Annotated in this window: 14 protein-coding genes and 1 pseudogene; 10 read left to right on the top strand and 5 right to left on the bottom strand. The window is 43.2% G+C overall.

Annotated elements, in window-relative coordinates; translation table 11 throughout:
* The coding region (locus HF992_RS10120; RefSeq protein ID WP_168549910.1) for a MiiA motif-containing surface protein at nt 1-848 on the top strand (848 nt) is incomplete at its 5' end.
* A gap of 219 nt (nt 849-1,067) precedes the next feature.
* Here HF992_RS10120 and HF992_RS10125 read toward each other — a convergent pair.
* Nucleotides 1,068-1,172, bottom strand: a pseudogene (locus HF992_RS10125) (transposase); the annotation flags it as partial.
* Between the two features lie 491 nt (nt 1,173-1,663).
* Here HF992_RS10125 and HF992_RS10130 point away from each other — a divergent pair.
* On the top strand, nt 1,664-1,807 hold the full coding sequence (locus tag HF992_RS10130; protein ID WP_168549911.1) for a KxYKxGKxW signal peptide domain-containing protein: 144 nt from the start codon (nt 1,664-1,666) through the stop codon (nt 1,805-1,807).
* Between the two features lie 9 nt (nt 1,808-1,816).
* On the top strand, nt 1,817-7,627 hold the full coding sequence (locus tag HF992_RS10135) for an LPXTG cell wall anchor domain-containing protein (RefSeq protein WP_168549912.1): 5,811 nt from the start codon (nt 1,817-1,819) through the stop codon (nt 7,625-7,627).
* A 1,173-nt stretch (nt 7,628-8,800) separates the two neighbouring features.
* Here HF992_RS10135 and HF992_RS12095 read toward each other — a convergent pair.
* Nucleotides 8,801-8,998, bottom strand: a complete 198-nt coding sequence (locus HF992_RS12095) for an alpha/beta hydrolase (protein WP_246201290.1) — start codon at nt 8,996-8,998, stop codon at nt 8,801-8,803.
* Nucleotides 8,977-9,789, bottom strand: coding sequence for an alpha/beta hydrolase (locus tag HF992_RS10140; RefSeq protein ID WP_246201291.1), 813 nt, complete (start codon nt 9,787-9,789; stop codon nt 8,977-8,979). Before HF992_RS10140 ends, HF992_RS12095 begins: the two co-directional genes overlap by 22 nt.
* Nucleotides 9,790-9,888: 99 nt before the next feature.
* On the opposite strand from HF992_RS10140, the gene HF992_RS10145 reads away from it, so the two are divergent.
* From HF992_RS10145 to HF992_RS10165, 5 genes are read left to right on the top strand one after another with little or no spacing between them, the layout of a single operon-like run.
* Nucleotides 9,889-10,287 carry a MerR family transcriptional regulator gene (locus tag HF992_RS10145; RefSeq protein ID WP_168549913.1) on the top strand — a complete coding sequence of 133 codons (399 nt, stop codon included), beginning with the start codon at nt 9,889-9,891 and terminating at the stop codon, nt 10,285-10,287.
* A 25-nt stretch (nt 10,288-10,312) separates the two neighbouring features.
* The gene (uvrB, locus tag HF992_RS10150; protein ID WP_168549914.1) at nt 10,313-12,304 is read left to right on the top strand and encodes an excinuclease ABC subunit UvrB; all 1,992 of its coding nucleotides are present in this window, start codon (nt 10,313-10,315) and stop codon (nt 12,302-12,304) included.
* A gap of 11 nt (nt 12,305-12,315) precedes the next feature.
* Nucleotides 12,316-13,476, top strand: coding sequence for a hypothetical protein (locus tag HF992_RS10155; protein WP_168549915.1), 1,161 nt, complete (start codon nt 12,316-12,318; stop codon nt 13,474-13,476).
* A gap of 10 nt (nt 13,477-13,486) precedes the next feature.
* The gene (locus HF992_RS10160; protein WP_168549916.1) at nt 13,487-14,056 is read left to right on the top strand and encodes an LOTUS domain-containing protein; all 570 of its coding nucleotides are present in this window, start codon (nt 13,487-13,489) and stop codon (nt 14,054-14,056) included.
* Between the two features lies 1 nt (nt 14,057).
* The gene (locus tag HF992_RS10165; protein ID WP_168549917.1) at nt 14,058-14,594 is read left to right on the top strand and encodes a GNAT family N-acetyltransferase; all 537 of its coding nucleotides are present in this window, start codon (nt 14,058-14,060) and stop codon (nt 14,592-14,594) included.
* A gap of 95 nt (nt 14,595-14,689) precedes the next feature.
* Here HF992_RS10165 and HF992_RS10170 read toward each other — a convergent pair whose 3' ends face one another.
* Complete coding sequence (locus HF992_RS10170; protein WP_168549918.1) at nt 14,690-15,265, bottom strand: TlpA family protein disulfide reductase; 576 nt, start codon at nt 15,263-15,265, stop codon at nt 14,690-14,692.
* A 187-nt stretch (nt 15,266-15,452) separates the two neighbouring features.
* Here HF992_RS10170 and HF992_RS10175 point away from each other — a divergent pair, with 187 nt between their 5' ends.
* Nucleotides 15,453-16,262 (top strand): transporter substrate-binding domain-containing protein, encoded by an 810-nt coding sequence (locus tag HF992_RS10175; RefSeq protein WP_168549919.1) that lies wholly within the window; start codon nt 15,453-15,455, stop codon nt 16,260-16,262.
* A gap of 217 nt (nt 16,263-16,479) precedes the next feature.
* Nucleotides 16,480-17,124, top strand: a complete 645-nt coding sequence (locus HF992_RS10180) for an acyl-CoA thioester hydrolase/BAAT C-terminal domain-containing protein (RefSeq protein WP_168549920.1) — start codon at nt 16,480-16,482, stop codon at nt 17,122-17,124.
* Between the two features lie 98 nt (nt 17,125-17,222).
* Here HF992_RS10180 and HF992_RS10185 read toward each other — a convergent pair whose 3' ends face one another.
* On the bottom strand, nt 17,223-17,993 hold the full coding sequence (locus HF992_RS10185; RefSeq protein WP_168549921.1) for a TraX family protein: 771 nt from the start codon (nt 17,991-17,993) through the stop codon (nt 17,223-17,225).
* Nucleotides 17,994-18,009: the final 16 nt, after the last annotated feature.

Consider the following 18,009-nt stretch of genomic DNA (forward strand, 5'->3'; position numbering starts at 1 on the left):
CAGCCAAAACACCAGTGTCTGACCTCAATAAGCTGACAGAAGACGAAAAAGCTAAGGTGGCAGATGCGGTTAAGACCTCAAATCCAACCTTCCCGAACAATACTGATGTAACAGTTGATGACAAAGGAAATGTGACGATTACTTATCCAGATCAGTCAACGGATACTATTCCAGCTGACCAGACAGTTGAGAAAAAAGCACCAATTACTGATGGCTTCACTCCAAAAGATCCCGTCAAGACCGTTGTTTCAGATAAGACTAAATTGACAGAAGAAGAAAAAGGTAAGGTTTCTGAAGCTGTTAAGAAAGCAAACCCTGACTTCCCAGAGGGAACAACAGTTGAGGTTGGTAACGATGGTACAGTCACTGTCACTTATCCAGATAAATCAAAAGATACGATTACGTCAGATAAGACTGTAACTCAGATTCCGATGGCAGACCGTATCACTCCTAAAGATCCAGAAAAAACTCCAGTAGTTGATAAGACAAACTTGACAGAAGAAGAAAAAGGTAAGGTTTCTGAAGCTGTTAAGAAAGCAAACCCTGACTTCCCAGAGGGAACAACAGTTGAGGTTGGTAACGATGGTACAGTCACTGTCACTTATCCAGATAAATCAAAAGATACGATCACGTCAGATAAGACTGTTACACCAAAACCATCTCAAACAATGCAACCTGGTAATGATAAAGGTAATCGTAAAACCGTTTCACCGTCAGGATCTTCCGAACAGTCTTCTAAACAATTACCTAAGACGGGTGATTCAAGCGAAGTAACATCACTTGTTGCAGGTTTTGGTTTATTAGCTTTAATTGCCGTAATGACAAAACGTCGTCGTAAAGAAGACTAATAATAGTGGGCAAATCGGCATGTGTGCATCGCTCATATCCGAAAAACAATGAAAATTGGCTCTATATGACTGTAGTGGGTTGACCTATTTAACACCGAGAGAGGACAAGCTTTGTCTTCTCTCGTTTTATGGGCTCATTTCTACCATTTGTCAAGTCTATCTCTCTAATGCAAAAAGCAACGGCATCAAATCCGTTGCTTTTTTGGTGTAGAGGGAGACTTATGTCCCAGACTCGGTTACAATACGAGTTTTGAAGTTTTCAAAGTTTCGGAAACCAAATGCATTCCGTTTAATGACCTTGATGAGATTGTTTGAGACTCTTAGTGTCCACAATCTCCAAAATAGTGATATTAGGGGCTTTAATTCCGAGTAGGTTTGTGATAAAATCCTCGCTTTTCTATGTTCAAGCTCGGGAAGAACTAGTCATTCCCCTGACTAGTTCTTTACTATGTGACTTTAAGTCCGTCTCGGAACTAGAACAAGAACCCTTGCCATCAATCTAAGACTAAGAAGAATTCACAACTACCAAACCGCACAAGATTTATTTGAACGAGCTAAGTCGGTCTAATCATAACAACCCTAAGCTGTTTCAGTACAGGAGAGAAGCTGTTGCACTTGACTTGACAAGTGGGGAAATGCTGATTATATGTGCAAACATGCTAATGCTACCGGTTGCATGCTGTTTTCATGGTTTCAGTAAAAATCAGAAAGAAATTGGAAACATTTTATTGTTAAAATCTTATCAAACCGCTTGACTTTTGAAGCAAGCGGTTGCATAATAAGAAGTGAACTATATTCTAAAGGAGTTTTCTTTTATGGCACAACAGACAAGAACCAAAGGGTTCAGAATGTGGAAGTCTGGCAAACGTTGGTTGTTTGCGCTGGGCGCTTCGACGACTGTTTTTTTAGGTACAGGAGTGCAAGTGCTTGCTCAAGGGCCTGATGAGCTCAGTCAGTAGACAGACCAATTGGCACAACAAATCACTGAAACGGATGGTGTCGTCCCATTGGCGATAGATTCAAATTCTAGCCTTTCAAAACACGGAGAGGCACTGGACACTCAGTTGACAGAAGATGAAGAGATTGAGGATGTTGTCGGAGACGGTAGTCAAATACCAAGTGATTTTTTGCGCAGTGCTAGTCCAGTGACAACAGCAACCAGTTCTGTTGATGTTACAACAGCAAAGCCAGTGACGATTTATTATAAGCCGTCAGATGATGGTAATGACTATCGAGCTTATGTCTGGGGAGATGGGGTAGACAAACCTCAGACAGAATTACCAATGACAAGAGAAGGTGATCAACTCAAGGTCACGGTTACACCAAAGGCAGATGCTACTGCAGTCAATTATATTATTAAAAAAGGTGAGGGATGGAATAACACTAAAAAAACTGGCGACATGATCGCCACAGTCAATCCATACACAGCAACAGATGTGTATGTTGGCGATGACTACTATTCTCAAATTTCTAATTTGCAGACACCAGAGTTTGATAAAACATTTGGCTATGAAGACAAGGTTGTTGATGCGAATCAATCGGATAAGTTTAAAACAGTCGGTAGTTTAGGGCGTTTAGGAGCGACATTACATGATGATGGGACTGCTACAATCAACCTTTGGGCACCGACAGCTAAAGAAGTAAAACTCAATCTTTATAAGGAGTTAACACCTGAAGCGACAGCCACTAAAACTGTTGTGATGGAACGTGGTAAAGAGGTTAATCCTGACGACCATACCAAGAATACTGTTGGTGTTTGGACCTACAAAGTTGACCAACAACTATTGAAGGATTTAGGAATCGCATCCGCCCATAAACTAGCTTATGACTACACCCTCAGCTTACCAAACGCCCACTTTATCCAAGTGGAAGAGCAACACAAAAATGGGAACAAGGTTAAGGTTTATCGAAATTCAGCAACTGGCAAGGTATTGAATGAGGGTGGCAATCCGGTTAGTCGTGAAGAAATCGCAGCCTTCTATGCAGGGGATAATGTGACTAAAACAGATGAAAAGGTAACTGTACAAGCCCAGCCTTATCAGACTGTTACGACTCAAGACCCGTACTCGGTTGCTACGATTCAAGGTGGCACAAGGTCAGTCATTCTAGACCCAAGTAAGGTTGGCGAAAAAGTCACTGTCACCAAAAATAAACGTGCCAAAACAAATTCAGAGGTTAGCGTTCTGGAAGTAAATATCCGTGATTTTTCAATCGACGAGTCATCAGGTGTTAAAAAAGAAGATCGTGGAAACTATCTTGGATTTGTTCAGGAGGGGACAAAAACACCAGATGGTACAACCATGACTGGTCTTGACTACCTCAAATATCGTGGAACCAACTACCTGCAAATGATGCCGCTTAACGATTTTGAGACGGTTCCAGAGTTGGATAAGGATCACGAAGACAATATCAAAATTTCTCAAAAAGAAGATGATGGTGTCCATAAAAATCAGCAAAACTGGGGCTACGATCCAAAGAACTATAATGTGCCAGAAGGTTCTTACGCTACTGATCCAAAAGACCCTGAAAATCGCATCAAAGAACTCAAGCAGATGATGCAAAAACTCCATGATGCTGGCCTTAACGTCACTTTGGATGTGGTTTACAATCACCTCTATCATGGGCAAAAAAATGTCTTTGAACAAACGGTTCCAGGTTATTTCTATGCCATTAACCAACCAGCTAATGTCATGAATAACGACATTTTTGTGGGCAATGCGGTACGTTCTAACTCTGAGATGATGAGACGCTATATCGTCAATTCGACAGCTTTCTGGGCAGCCGAATATGGCATGGATGGCTTCCGTTTTGATGCCATGAGTGACCTTGATGTGAAGACCCTGAACGATGTCCGTGACGCTTTGAATAAGGTTGGTGAGAATATTGTCACTTACGGCGAAGGTTGGGACAGCATGGGTAAATATTTGCCGGCAGGCGAAGCTGGTAGTGATATGCAAGGAAAAAAACTACCGACTTATGGCTTCTTTGATGCAACCAGCCGAAATGCCATTGTTGGGCATGCTCATGATAGTCATTTAGATGATCCAGGATTTGTGAATCAGGCTAAAGATGCGGCAAAAGACAAAACAAGAGATAGAAATCCTAATATTGATGATGCTAGTCAAGTTGCGAACAGCCTATTAGGGGGAAATCGTGAGAAATATGCCAATGCTTCTCAACAGCTCAATTATGTTGAATGTCATGATGGCATGACCCTGAGTGATTTATTGAAACGCTATAATGTTGTTGATCTTCGTGATGAAAACATGCACCTGAACCGTGTCGAGCTAGCGACAGCTATGAGTGCTTTGGCACAGGGGATTCATTTTTCACAACACGGTCAAGAGTTCTTGAGAACCAAAAAAGATTCAGTAAATACTTATAATTCTGGTGATGAGTACAACAAGATTGATTGGACTTTAGTGAAAAAACATGCAGATGCAGTAAACTTTTCCAAAGCTATTACTCAGTTGCGTTTGGCGGAGCCACTATTCCAAATGTCAAATTATGATGAAATTGATAAGAAAATGCTTATCACTAACGCCCAAAAGGGGTCAGGAGTCATCACTTATGAGCTTCGTCCTGATGGTCAAGAAAATAAAAACGGCAAGTATCTCGTTATTTTCAATAACAATGAGGGGACTGGAACCTCTCCACTAACCTTAGGGGGTGATGAATGGTACTATGGTGGTGATAAGGAAATAGCTCAATTTCACAATACAGAAAATAACCGAGGACGTATCAATTCAACCAACGATTTCAGTAAAGCCTTTATCGTTGCGACAAATGCTAAGAAACTTTATGACAAAATCGGTCAAACAGTAGGTTCTAAAACCTTGACAGTAGACCCACTGTCTGCCACAGTACTCTTTATTCCAGCACCTGCCAAAGCTGTGGAGTTGAAAGATGCTGAGCGCGTGATTACTTACGTTAACCGCAAAGGCGAGGAAGTAGCGCCTGAAGAGAGGCAGGCTGTGACTTATTTAACGGTTGAGGAAACAGCACCGGAGCTGAAATTTGGTTTTGAAAAATCTCAGATTCCAGTCGCACCGACAGATTTAGGTGACAAACCCAATATCGTCAATAAAGTGGCTTCGGTGACACCTATAGTGAAACGGTTGTATGTGGCGACCGATGGAATGGGGAATTCTATCAAGACTAACCTTAAACTTGATGACATAAAAATCGGAGATAACGGAAAACCACTTGACACCGACCAAGTAAAATGGCAACTAACTACCCATGCCGCTCTTGTAGAGAAAGCTCCAGAAGGCTTTGTTGATCAGTCAATCTATACCACGAAACGTGATTACTGGTTATCTCAGGCTTGGGATACCGCAAAAGCCGTTTCTCATCCTGATATTAAACATTACAAGGTTCAGTCTATTACACCAGAAACTGCTGGCGATAAGCACCAGACTACTGAAGGAACTTTACAGTTTGGTGATGATATACAAAAAGTGACGGTGGTTTACGCAAAGGAATCGACAGCTAATGTGATTTCTGAAAATGACCCTGAACATCAGTTGCCACAAACAGCTATTGATGCGAGCGAGAAATATCGGTCTAAAGGTTTGGAAGGCGATAATATCCAGTTCAGCATCTCTGATGATGATTTGGCACGTGACGGTTATACCTATACGGTTAATGGCAAAGCTAATTTAGCAGAGGCGTTGGCTGAGCCGGCGGGAGTTTTTGGTGAAGACGAGAAAGTCTTTAGAGTGGTTTATAAACGAATTGAGGTTGAAGAGTCTGAAAAAGATGAGCCAGAATCAGATAAGTCAGAGGAGAAATCAGAAGACACCCCTCAAACTCCAGCTCAACCAGAGGGCGAGAGTCCATCTGACTCACCAAAAGATGGTACAGAATCCGCTGAACCAAAAGTGGAGGGCAATCAAGAGCCATCAGATAAGTCAGAGGAGAAATCAGAAGACACCCCTCAAACTCCAACCCAACCAGAGGGCGACAGTCAACCTGACTCACCAAAAGATGGTACAACCTCCCCTGAACCAAAAGTGGAGGGCAATCAAGACCCATCAGATAAGTCGCCAGAATCAGATAAGTCAGAGGAGAAATCAGAAGACACCCCTCAACCTCCAACCCAACCAGAGGGCGAGAGTCCATCTGACTCACCAAAAGATGGTACAGAATCCGCTGAACCAAAAGCGGAGGATAATCAAGACCCATCAGATAAGTCGCCAGAATCAGATAAGTCAGAAGAGAAACCAGAAGACACCCCTCAACCTCCAGCTCAACCAGAAGGCGACAGTCCATCTGACTCACCAAAAGATGGTACAGCCTCCCCTGAACCCAAAGTAGAAGGCGATCAGCAACCATCAGATAAGTCGCCAGAATCAGATAAGTCAGAGGAGAAACCAGAAGACACCCCTCAACCTCCAACTCAACCAGAGGGCGAGAGTCCATCTGACTCACCAAAAGATGGTACAGCCTCCCCTGAACCCAAAGTAGAAGGCGATCAGGAACCATCAGATAAGTCGCCAGAATCAGATAAGTCAGAGGAGAAACCAGAAGACACCCCTCAAACTCCAACTCAACCAGAGGGCGACAGTCCATCTGACTCACCAAAAGATGGTACAGCCTCCCCTGAACCCAAAGTAGAAGGCGATCAGGACCCATCAGATAAGTCAGAGGAGAAATCAGAAGGCACCCCTCAAACTCCAACTCAACCAGAGGGCGACAGTCCATCTGACTCACCAAAAGATGGTACAGCATCTCCTGAACCAAAAGTGGAGGACAATCAAGACCCATCAGATAAGTCGCCAGAATCAGATAAGTCAGAGGAGAAATCAGAGGACACCCCTCAACCTCCAGCTCAACCAGAGAGCGGTAATCAACCTGACTCACCAAAAGATGGTACAGCCTCCCCTGAACCAAAAGTGGAGGACAATCAAGACCCATCAGATAAAGCGCCAGAATCAGATAAGTCAGAGGAGAAACAAGAAGACACCCCTCAAACTCCAACCCAACCAGAGGGCGACAGTCCATCTGACTCACCAAAAGATGGTACAGCATCTCCTGAACCAAAAGTGGAGGGCAATCAAGAGCCATCAGATAAGTCAGAGGAGAAACCAGAAGCAGCTCCTCACCCTGGCCCAGACGCCACTCCTGTGCCATCTTACAAGTTCCCATCTCTAGTTGAGCGTAAACTTATTGATGAGCGAACAGGTATTACCGTTATCCTTGACAAACGCGAGTCTTCTGATATTGTTGCCTTACGTGTTATACCGAAAGTCCTGACATCCCAGAGAACTCCAGAGATTTTAGCAGGAAAAGATTATGATTTGTATGATATTGATTTTATAAATGCAGCTGGTAAAGTTATCAACTTGGCATATTCTGCTAAAGTTCTCTTGCCGATTGACGCTGGTAAAAAGGTTGTACAAGTTCTCTACCTGCCGGAATCAACTCCTGTAAGAGCACTTGATTTTACACTTGTTGAGTCAGGACGGTTTGTGGAAATCACAGCGAAAAGCTTTAGTCATTATGCGGTCATTTATCATTCTCAGGGAGTAGCCGAAAATCTAGAAGAGGAAATTGAAGTTATCAATGTTCCAAAATCAATGAAACAAGCTATTTCGCCGACTCTAGCTCGTCCAATAACGGTAACTGTTACTGACAGTGTTAATGTCTCTTCGCAGGTAAGGCCTAAATTGCCGAGCACTGGAGATGAGGAATCTGCAATTTCTCCGTTAGTTGCCGGTGCTATCTTAACCACACTTGGATTGGTTGGTGTTTCTCGTCAAAGACGGGAGAAATAAACTATTTTCTACCATTGCGAACTGTAGTAGCTTGCAAAATTGAATAGAAATCTTGAGTTTTTCACTGCATCCACGATGTGAGAGAGAGGAGAACCTATTTTAGGCGTCCCAGTTCCTGTACTGAAACAGAACTGGGGCGTTTTCAATATACTCTGTTATTGGGCGGTTACATTGCTCTATTTTTGGAGATAGAAGATTTCAGGCTTTAGGCTGGAATGGAACTATTCGATGCAGACGTTACCAGCTGGTGTTTCCTTCTGAAACATGGATTGGGTGAGACCTTTTCACTGAAAGCGAGACGGTAAGTATTGGACATGTAGACAGACCCTTGGTCACTGTATAAGAGGATTCCTTGAGGTAGATCTAGTTAGTTCAGGGGATTTAAAATAATAGTTGTATCTGGGGTGTCTGAAATGGTGTACGCCAAATCTCATATTTGCATGAGTCTATGATGGACGATAAGTAGAGACAGGTGATGTCTGACTCCAGCTTTTGTAGTGACTTGTCTGCTTGGAAGTTACGATTGAGCTTGTGATATGTAGCCTGGTGAGGTTTGCTTAGGCGAAGTGATTTCTTTAGTTTCAAATGGCAGAGCCAGCCTTTTTGCTTCATGAATTGATAAACTTTCTTGTGCTTGAGGATGACGCCATAGCGCTTTTTAGGAGATATATGATGGTCCGATAACCATAAATGAAGTTGTTTCTAAATAGAGCTTCTCAACTTTGTCCAAGACATCATCTGTCTTTTTAGTTCGGTTCAGTTCAGTTTTCTAGCAGATTAGGGTACTTTTTGACATCGAAGCAGTTTAAAAGAACAGAGAGGGTATAGTGTTCTTTGTATTCTTCGACTAGCCTGATAAGGGGTGTTTTATTGTCTTATCGAGCTGCGATAGACTTTAAGAGCTTCACCTGTCATTTTAGTTGTTCAACCTGAGATAGCTCCGATATATAGGTGTATTGTTTGCTGGCAGGGGGATGAAAATGTTGATTGATACCATCTCTATCGGATTGACTTGACTGACATTTTGAAGGTTTCCAGACTGACTTTATGTGATTTGACTGCATTGATATCTGCCAAATACGCTTGTCTAACCATAGTAAAAACACTCCTTAGTTCTCGCTTACTAGATTTCAACAGGAGTGTTTTTAGCATCATTTTTGGGGGCTAGTGCTACTACGGCACAAGGTGTGTCTTGAAAAAGTCTTCTAAGCGATCGAACGGAATTTTGTCTGCTCGGTCATACAAGTCCACATGGTCAGCATCTGGAACCATCAGAAACTCAGCATTGTCGCCGATTGCCTTAGCAGCATCTTCTGAATAGTAGCGGGAATGGGCGTTTTCACCAGCGATTAGAAGGACTGGTTGCTCCAACTCAGCAAAAGTGGGAAGTTAAAGAAGGCCTGCGGTGTAGTCGCCGTCCAAGCGCCAGTTGAGTTGACGGAACGCTCATGGTAACCACGCTCTGTTTTATAGTAGTTGTGGAAAGCAACAAGGACTTGGTTATCTTTTAGGGCATCAGGGATAACATCTGGAAGAATTTGAGAGACGATGACTTCCCCTGCTTCATCAAAGGAAATTTCATGTGGGCCTGTTGCATAACGACCAGTATCGACGTCTGACCACCGTTGTTGAGCTAGATATTGGCGGATTTTTTGGCGCTCCTCAAGGGTGTAGCCATCCTTATAGCCTTTGGCGATGCTTCGCGACATGTCATACATGGAAGCTGTCGCTACAGCCTTGACACGAACATCATTGGTAGCTGCTGTCAGCGCCATACCACTCAACCCGCAGATAGCCATCAAACCGATGCGGTTACGGTCAACTTGTTCTAAGGTTCCTAAGAAATCCACTGCAGCACTGTAATCTTCTGTAAAAATGTCTGGTGAGGCAACATTGCGACTCTCACCGCCGCTTTCGCCAGTAAACGAAGGATCAAAAGCTAAAGTGATAAACCCACGGCTGGCCAGTTCATTGGCGTAAAAACCAGCGGTTTGCTCCTTGACCGCACCAAAAGCTCCTGAAACAGGCAGGGCTGGGAGTTTTCCTTGAGCGTTTTTTGGTTGGTAGAGGTCGCCAGCTAGTTCGATACCATAACGGTTTTTGAAACGAACACTGGTGCGAACGACCTTGTCATTCAGTTCAAAGGTATAAGTTGATACCATTTGAATTCTCCATTTCTTTTTGATAAACTGAGTATACACCTTAAACCTTACTTTAAGTCAAGGCTTTTTTTGAAATTTTTTGAGTGTGAGAGGATGACAATGACCCCAAAAACTTATACGATTAGTGAAGTCGCCAAACGGCTAAATATTCCTAGTTCTACTTTGCGTTATTATGATAATCAAGGGATTTTGCTGAATCTCAAACGAGACAAGAATGGCAATCGTCTTTTTGATGAAACGGATTTGGATGTTTTGAGACATATTCACTTATTTAAAATTGCAGGAATGCCCTTGAAGAAAATAAAACGCTACTTTGAACTGTTTGCCGAGGGAGATTCTACGATTCCTGATCGTTATGAGTTGATTTATCACCAGCAACTGCAAGCAGAAGAGAATTTAAAAAAAGTAGCATCTTCGCTCAAAGCTTTGAGAGCGAAAACGGATCATTACAAGCATATGTTAGAAAAGAGTGCTACAGATAGTTCTTCTGTAGAATAAACCTATCAAGAGAGAAGGAGTTCTTATGATTGACCGTAAATCTGATCATCAATTTAAGCTCGTATCAAAGTATAGTCCCTCAGGTGACCAGCCACAGGCCATTGAGCAGCTGGTGGACAATATCGAGGGAGGCGAGAAGGCCCAGATTCTCATGGGGGCGACGGGTACGGGGAAGACCTATACCATGAGTCAGGTCATCGCCCGTGTCAACAAGCCGACCCTGGTCATCGCCCACAACAAGACCTTAGCTGGTCAGCTTTACGGCGAGTTCAAGGAATTTTTCCCTGATAATGCTGTGGAGTATTTCGTGTCCTACTATGATTACTACCAGCCTGAGGCTTATGTGCCGTCCAGCGATACCTATATCGAAAAGGACAGCTCTGTCAATGACGAAATCGACAAACTCCGTCACTCGGCGACCTCAGCTCTGCTGGAGCGCAATGATGTTATCGTGGTGGCTTCAGTTTCCTGCATCTATGGCTTGGGATCGCCCAAGGAATACTCAGACAGCGTGGTCAGTCTGCGTCCCGGTCAGGAGTTGTCTCGTGATGACTTGCTCAATGCGCTGGTGGATATTCAGTTTGAGCGCAACGATATCGACTTTCAGCGGGGGCGGTTCCGTGTGAGGGGGGATGTGGTGGAAGTCTTTCCAGCTAGCCGAGACGAGCATGCCTTTCGGGTTGAGTTTTTCGGTGATGAGATTGACCGTATCCGTGAAATCGAAAGCCTGACAGGGCGGGTGTTAGGTGAAGTGGACCACTTGGCTATCTTCCCAGCCACTCACTTCGTGACCAATGAAGACCACATGGAACAGGCTATTGCCCAAATCCAAGCTGAGCTTGAAGAGCAGCTCCGCCATTTTGAACAAGAAGGCAAGCTCCTCGAAGCCCAGCGGCTCAAGCAGCGGACGGACTACGACATCGAGATGTTGCGGGAGATGGGCTATACCAATGGCGTGGAGAACTACTCTCGCCACATGGATGGGCGACAAGAGGGCGAGCCACCTTATACACTTCTGGACTTTTTCCCAGAGAATTTCCTCATCATGATTGACGAGAGCCACATGACCATGGGCCAGATCAAGGGTATGTACAACGGTGACCGCAGCCGCAAGCAGATGCTGGTCGACTATGGCTTCCGTCTGCCATCGGCTTTGGACAACCGCCCGCTTCGCCGTGAGGAATTTGAGAGCCACGTCCATCAGATTGTCTATGTATCAGCGACCCCTGGTGACTATGAGATGGAGCAGACCGAGACCGTGGTTGAGCAGATTATCCGACCGACAGGGCTACTGGATCCCGAGGTGGAGGTGCGTCCGACCATGGGGCAGATGGATGATTTGCTGGGTGAAATCAATAGCAGAGCAGAAAAAGGGGAGCGGGTCTTTGTCACCACGCTAACCAAGAAAATGGCAGAAGACCTGACCGACTACCTCAAGGAAATGGGGGTTAAGGTCAAGTACATGCACAGCGACATCAAGACCTTGGAGCGGACCGAGATTATCCGTGACCTGCGACTGGGTGTCTTTGATGTCCTGATTGGAATTAACCTGCTGCGTGAGGGGATTGATGTGCCAGAGGTGTCTCTGGTCGCTATCCTCGATGCGGATAAGGAAGGCTTCCTGCGCAATGAGCGAGGCCTTATCCAGACCATCGGACGGGCGGCACGGAACGCCGAAGGCCATGTTATCATGTACGCGGATAAGGTGACCGAGTCCATGCAACGAGCCATGGATGAAACCGCCCGACGTCGTCAACTCCAGATGGCATACAATGAGAAACACGGCATTGTCCCACAAACCATCAAAAAGGAAATCCGCGACCTCATCGCCATCACCAAGTCTGCTAAGGGCGAGGTGGCAGAAGAAACCGTGGACTACTCGGCTATGAATAAGACCGAACGGATAGCTGCTATCAAGAAACTAGAAAAAGAAATGCAAGCCGCCGCAGAACTCCTCGACTTTGAACTGGCCGCCCAAATCAGGGATATGGTGCTAGAGTTGAAAGCGATGGGGTGAGGATAGATAGGATGCATAGATACTATAAAATTATAACTGAACTCTTTCAACAGTCAAATATACTTGATAAAATTAAAATTTTTGAGAACTATTTTACTAAAGACGATAATGTTAGGATATTTTTATTTGATGAAGTAAAATCAAATGTTGATGATAGTTTTCAAAATATAAAGTTTAATCAATATCAATTGTTAGGTCTAAGTGATTATACAAAGACATGGGTGTTGGACAGTAAATTTATAGGTTTGGAAACTAGAGAAATTCTTTTTGGGAAGTTGGCTCATTTAGATTTAAATATTTTAGGTTTTTTAGAGCAACTATCAGAAGGTAGGTTGAAAAATCATCCAGATGATTTTATTGCATTGCTAAATCATATGAAAAAATATCAATTTGATTATTCAGATTTTATATCTTTGATAGAGAGATCTAGTTCAACAATTGAAGATGCCAATAAACTTGCTAATATGTTATTTAATTATGCTAAATTTTCAAATAGTGGTACAACAATTTATAATTTTCATCAATATGAATTATCAAATGAGGAATACTGTTGGGTTAAGGAGCAGTACGATATAATAAGGAACGGAATAGAACATAGTTTTATACATTATGATGTGATAAAGTGTTTATTATTAAAAGCTTTTTTAATAAAACAAGACAAAAAAATAACTAATAAGTTTGAAAAATGGCTAGAGTATTCTTTAGATACATTGGGAATATACGTTGAATTTGAATCATTTTTAATGTTTAGATATTTCGAAGTCAATAATAAAGATCGAATATTCAAGAAAATTATGACATACTCTAAGAAAACAGTCTCTCAAATATCTAGTACAGTTTGGGATATAGGCCATGTTAGATTGATGGAGCGTGCATTTTTAGAAGACAATAAGTTATCGAGCACCATATATTTTTCATATTTTGTTTCGAACGATCAAGCATTCACAGAGATATTATCCTATAACCCTGTTAGAATGTTTGCTATTTTCGATGAAAATTATATTGTTTTGAGAGAGAAAAATTTATATGATTTTTGTGATGATCCAAAACTTTTAAATAAAGTAAGTAATGAAAAAAGAAAATTAAAATCTCCTAACTTTATAAATAAGGAAATTCAAACAATGATTTCAGAAATAGAAAATAGACAATCAGAAATTTTTGACATTTTTTAGAAAGACTCCCATGCCCCTTATCATGACCTTTACTTCCCCCATGACCTTGGAGGATTTGATTGACCGTTACTACTCGGATGGTTTGACCAACATCGACCACATTCTGCACTTTGAGGACACGCCTCAGGTCTGGACAGTGGACGAGGACAGCCAGATGGGCGATACCATCTTTTTTACCTGTGCGGAAAATGCCGTGGCCCACATGGCGCGCTTGGTGGCAGAGATTGCTTCCTTTGAAGGTCAGGTGGAGGATTTTGACCAGGTTTTGGCTTACGCTAAAAACCAGCAAAATCTCTATGAGACCTATGCTGGTCAGCTGCTAGCAGTTGGGCGACTGGCCAGTCCGCCCTTTCAGCGGGAGTCGCCTGGCTATGCTTTTGCGGCCTGGAGCAATCCCTGGTATGCCAAGGTTTCCGATTTCCGCCGTTTGACCCAGCCCTTGCTAGTGTCTGCTTTTAGTGATTTTATCATCTTTAGCGAAACCAGCTCTCGCACCTACCTGACTGACGACCAATATCGCCAATTGTCCCTCCTTGTGCTGGAGCACTTGGACTTCCAATTAAAACTGAAAGAGGACTAGCATGCCCCAAATCACCATCACCCCCTTAACTCTAGATCATATCGACACCATTCGGCAAATCGGTTTCACCCAAGACAAGCCCAAGTGGGCAGACTTCAACGCTCCCTACTTTGAAGAATACAAGCCCTGTCAGACAGTTGAGGAACTTTTAGCTGATGACCCGTCTTTGACCAATCCTGACAAGACCTGGGGGATTTTTGTCGATGGTCAAGTCGTTGGTACCCTTGGTCGCTACTGGGAAAATAAGGCCACTCGTTGGTTGGAAATCGGTTTAATCATTTATGACGAGAACCTCTGGTCAGCAGGGATTGGCTCCGCAGCTCTGTCTCAATGGATTGAGAAATGCTTTGACGATTTTCCAGAGATTGAGCGGGTGGGCTTGACCAGCTGGTCTGGCAATCCTGGCATGATGAAACTGGCGACCAAACTCGGTATGACCCAGGAAGCTTGCATCCGCAAAGTGCGCTATTGGCAGGGGATTTACTATGATAGCGTCAAATATGGCGTCTTGCGAGAAGAGTGGTTTTCAGAACGATAAAATAGCCCACCGAAGAACAATTCGGTGGGTTATTCGTTGATACATGACCATGATAGAGTAGGCTAATCAGGGAAGGTCAACTAGTTAGACATGGTTTAGTTTAAAACTTGCTTGATGGCAGCCTCAAGGCTCTCTTTAGTCTGTACAGAGGTAAAGACTGTTTGCACGGTTTGATTCTTATCAACGACAAAAATCGTTGGGGTGCTTTCAACTTTTAAGATATCTGCGGTTGTTAATCCCTGATCAATATACCATGGAAAGGTGTATCCTTTTTGAGTGATATAAGCTTGAGCGGCTTCAGGCGTTTCACCATCGAAACCAGTCGCATTAATCAGAACGAAGTTGACACGATCACTATATTGGTCAAAGACTTCTTGGACAAATGGCATTTGTTCCTGACAATAACTGCACCAGCTTGCCCATTCCATGATGAACATGGGTTTGTCGTGGAAAGATTCACTGTTGATAGTGCCCCCCTGAGTACTCGTTAGCGTAAAATCAGGAAGAATTTGCTTGTCCAGTTGAAAGGCAGTGTTGGTTTCTTGTTTTTCTCCGATAGACATTGACGGTGCGGAGCTATCTTCTCCGATCAGCAAATGAATACCGTATAGTCCAAGCAATAAGACAGTTAGGGAAAGTATGGCGATGAATGGCAATTTTAATTTAGACATAGGAACTCCTTGATATTAATAAGTACCATTATACCAAAAAGTAGGTTGAATGACGGAAGTTGTAGCTTGTAAATAGACAGAAATTTATTTTTAATCTTTTAATTTTGCAAGAAATTTTAAAAAACAATTGACAAAAGAATAATTATGCAATATAATAAAACAATCTTAGATTTAAGGAGAATAAAAAATGATTAAGAAAAGTTTGTTAACAGTGCTTGCTCTAGCAGGTGCGCTTCTAATGGTGGCTTGCAGCAATCAACAACCGACAGCGGACACGTCGTTAAAAGAAATCCAAGAAGCAGGTAAGCTGGTTGTAGCAGTGAGTCCTGATTATGCCCCTTTTGAGTTTCAGACCTTGATTGATGGAAAGAATAAAGTGGTCGGAGCTGATATTGATCTCGCCCAAGCTATTGCAGACCATTTAGGCGTAGAGCTAGAGATTTCGGTTATGAGCTTTGATAATGTTTTATCTAGTTTACAATCGGATAAAGCAGATATTGCCATCTCAGGTATTTCCTATACTGAGGAACGTGCCAAAGCCTTTGATTTTTCAGAGAGCTATTATGAGACGGAAAATGCTATGTTAGTCCTTGCTTCCGAAGTGGGTCAGTATAAGGCGCTAGAAGATTTTGACAATAAATCCGTTGCGGTTCAAAAAGGAACGATTGAAGAAGGGTTAGTAAAAGCTCAATTGACTGATTCCAATGTGGTTTCATTGACTAATATGGGCGAAGCAATTAATGAGCTGAAATCTGGAAAAGTTCAAGCGGTTAACTTGGAAGGGCCAGTTGCGGCCGGTTATTTGGCGCAAAATAAAGATCTTGCCCTATCTCAAGTAGCACTTGAAGTATCAGATGGGGATGCTAAGGCAGTGGCTATGCCAAAGGGGAGTAGCGCGCTCAAGGCTGAGATTGACAAGGTCATTGCAGAGCTTCTAAAAAATGACGGCTACAGCAAATTCATTGATGAAGCTAGCAAGCTGACGGTCGTGGAATAGGTGGAAGACCTGGTAGGTGATCTGTGAAACTTGTCTAGGAGATAGAAGTAGCTTTTCAACAATTTAAAACCAGTAGTCCGTCACAGGCTACTGGTTTTAGGTTAATTGTCTTATGATAATGAAAAGGAGTTTTTAGGACAACCTATTATTTTTTAGCTGACTTAGGAGGGAATCGTTATCATGCCTTGGACTTTTTGGAGCCCTGAATCTTCCCCTAGTGTATTTAGGACTACCGACAAAGACTTCTGAGTTAACTGACCTGAATGCTGTGAGAGGCTGGTTTGAAGAGCAAGTCAATCTTGAGGAAGAAATGGTTCTGATTGGGCATTCAATTGGTGGGGATTTGGCGGCTTATCTGGCCTGTCATTATGTCCAAGTTAAAGGGCTTTTACTCTTAGATGGCGGCTTTTACAATATGGACAATATTCAAACCTTGGAACAGGAGCTGGCAGAGGCTGAGCAGTTTCTTAAAGAAACTCAATTTGACAGCCTGGAAGTGGCGATTGCGCAAGAGCAGTGTCAAGCGTCTTTTTGGTCTGAAAACTTGGACAGAGTTGTGGCGGAAAGCCTTGTCGAAAGGAATGGAAAATTCAAACTGAATTTGGAGCTAGCGATAGTTCTTAATCTCTTACGTCTGAGACGTCAGTTTCAAGGAGCGATACACCTGTTAGATGGTTTGCCGGTGCATTTGTATCTGCCTGATTTGGGAGAGGAGACGCCTGAGTTTAAAAAGGAGGCGCTTGATCAGTTACCGATTGATGTTGAGGTGACATACCTTTCAGGATGTGGTCACAGCATGTATACAGATGCTCCCCATCACGTGGCCCAAGTGGTTGGGCTATTTATAAGGTCTTTAGAGTAATGCTTTTGTTGAGCTGCTTTTTGCTTTGAACTAATAAAATCCTTCATCCGCTTTAGAAAGATGGAGGATTTTATTGTTTGGCAGAGAAGTTCTGGATATTAGAAGATATAGAGGGCCAAAAGGCCTAGTATAAGCATGTGCACGGGATAAAAGAGATAGTTAAAGGCTTGGGAAACCTTAGACTGATGGCCTGCTCTGCCATTATACTGCCAAATGAAAAGAAGGGCCAAAGGGGCATAGCGTTGCGGGGAAATCAGCTGCATTCCGTAGATATTCCAATAATAAGGAATGTTTTCAAAGCCGATGTAGAGCACCGTTTCAATATTGGATAGGATGAGATTGACCAAGAGGAGCAGAGCAACTTGGCCGGCTTTGTGCTTAAGGGTCTGACCGTGGCAGAAATAGAAGCCGACAAGAGTCAGGACTCCTCGAAAACTGTAGTCGGTGTGGAGGCTCTCAGCCAAGAAACAGCCGAGCAGGAGAAAGACAATAGTGAACCCGATGGTCAGTGGTTTGGAGTACTTTTGGCGAGTGTTATCGATACTCCAGACAGTGGCTAATCCGATGAGGAAGGTCCAAATCACATTATGGAAAGGCTGGTAAGCCCAAATTTTGTTATCCATCAGATGATAAGGAATATCAGTGATAATGGCTAGAGCTAGTAGGCGCAAGAGATAGCGGTTCAGATTCTTGGTGTGATAGTAGCCCTCCACAATTAAGAAGGCAAAAATCGGAAAGGCGAGCCGTCCGATATAGCGGAGCCAAAGTAAGTCAGGAAAGAGAGTTGCTCCTGTATGATCAATGAGCATGAGTAGCATGGCGAGGTTGCGCAGCGCAAAAGATGATAGGCCTTTTTCAGATGTTTGCATAGAATCTCCTTAGATA

The sequence above is a fragment of the Streptococcus ovuberis genome, from assembly GCF_012396585.1.
GTDB classification, from domain to species: Bacteria; Bacillota; Bacilli; order Lactobacillales; family Streptococcaceae; genus Streptococcus; species Streptococcus ovuberis.

What these genes read in the sequence shown, in the direction of transcription:
- HF992_RS10130 (WP_168549911.1), top strand. Translation starts at nt 1,664, where the DNA reads ATGGCACAACAGACAAGAACCAAAGGGTTCAGAATGTGGAAGTCTGGC.
- HF992_RS10155 (WP_168549915.1), top strand. Translation starts at nt 12,316, where the DNA reads ATGCATAGATACTATAAAATTATAACTGAACTCTTTCAACAGTCAAAT.
- HF992_RS10165 (WP_168549917.1), top strand. Translation starts at nt 14,058, where the DNA reads ATGCCCCAAATCACCATCACCCCCTTAACTCTAGATCATATCGACACC.
- HF992_RS10175 (WP_168549919.1), top strand. Translation starts at nt 15,453, where the DNA reads ATGATTAAGAAAAGTTTGTTAACAGTGCTTGCTCTAGCAGGTGCGCTT.
- HF992_RS10160 (WP_168549916.1), top strand. Translation starts at nt 13,487, where the DNA reads ATGCCCCTTATCATGACCTTTACTTCCCCCATGACCTTGGAGGATTTG.
- uvrB (WP_168549914.1), top strand. Translation starts at nt 10,313, where the DNA reads ATGATTGACCGTAAATCTGATCATCAATTTAAGCTCGTATCAAAGTAT.
- HF992_RS10170 (WP_168549918.1), bottom strand. Translation starts at nt 15,265, where the DNA reads ATGTCTAAATTAAAATTGCCATTCATCGCCATACTTTCCCTAACTGTC.
- HF992_RS10145 (WP_168549913.1), top strand. Translation starts at nt 9,889, where the DNA reads ATGACCCCAAAAACTTATACGATTAGTGAAGTCGCCAAACGGCTAAAT.
- HF992_RS10140 (WP_246201291.1), bottom strand. Translation starts at nt 9,789, where the DNA reads ATGGTATCAACTTATACCTTTGAACTGAATGACAAGGTCGTTCGCACC.
- HF992_RS10185 (WP_168549921.1), bottom strand. Translation starts at nt 17,993, where the DNA reads ATGCAAACATCTGAAAAAGGCCTATCATCTTTTGCGCTGCGCAACCTC.